Raw genomic sequence first — 355 nt, 5'->3', positions numbered from 1 at the left:
GCAAAAGCTATTTCTGACCAGCCGAGCAAACGCGAAATGGATATGCTGCTGGCGACAGGCGAGCAGGTCACGATTTCACTCCTTTCAATGGCATTGCAGGAAAAAGGCTATGACGCTGTGTCTTATACTGGCTGGCAGGCGAGAATCCGTACGGAGGCCATTCACGGAAACGCCAGGATTACAGATATCGACACTTCGGTTTTAGCAGACCAGCTTGAAAAAGGAAAAATTGTCATTGTTGCAGGATTCCAAGGCATGACAGAGGATTGTGAAATTACGACATTGGGCCGGGGCGGTTCAGATACAACAGCAGTTGCTTTGGCTGCCGCTTTAAAAGCTGATAAATGTGACATAT

The 355-nt window shown here is 47.9% G+C and carries 1 protein-coding gene; it reads left to right on the top strand.

What is annotated here, in order from left to right:
- Window positions 1-355, top strand: a 355-nt coding sequence (locus tag AY633_RS15235) for an amino acid kinase family protein (RefSeq protein ID WP_455657221.1), incomplete at both ends; no start/stop codon positions are given.

This window comes from Planococcus maritimus (assembly GCF_001592825.1).
Taxonomy (GTDB): Bacteria; Bacillota; Bacilli; order Bacillales_A; family Planococcaceae; genus Planococcus; species Planococcus maritimus_C.
The sequence above is the reverse complement of the archived record's forward strand: the minus strand, read 5'-3'. Positions and strand labels throughout refer to the sequence as shown.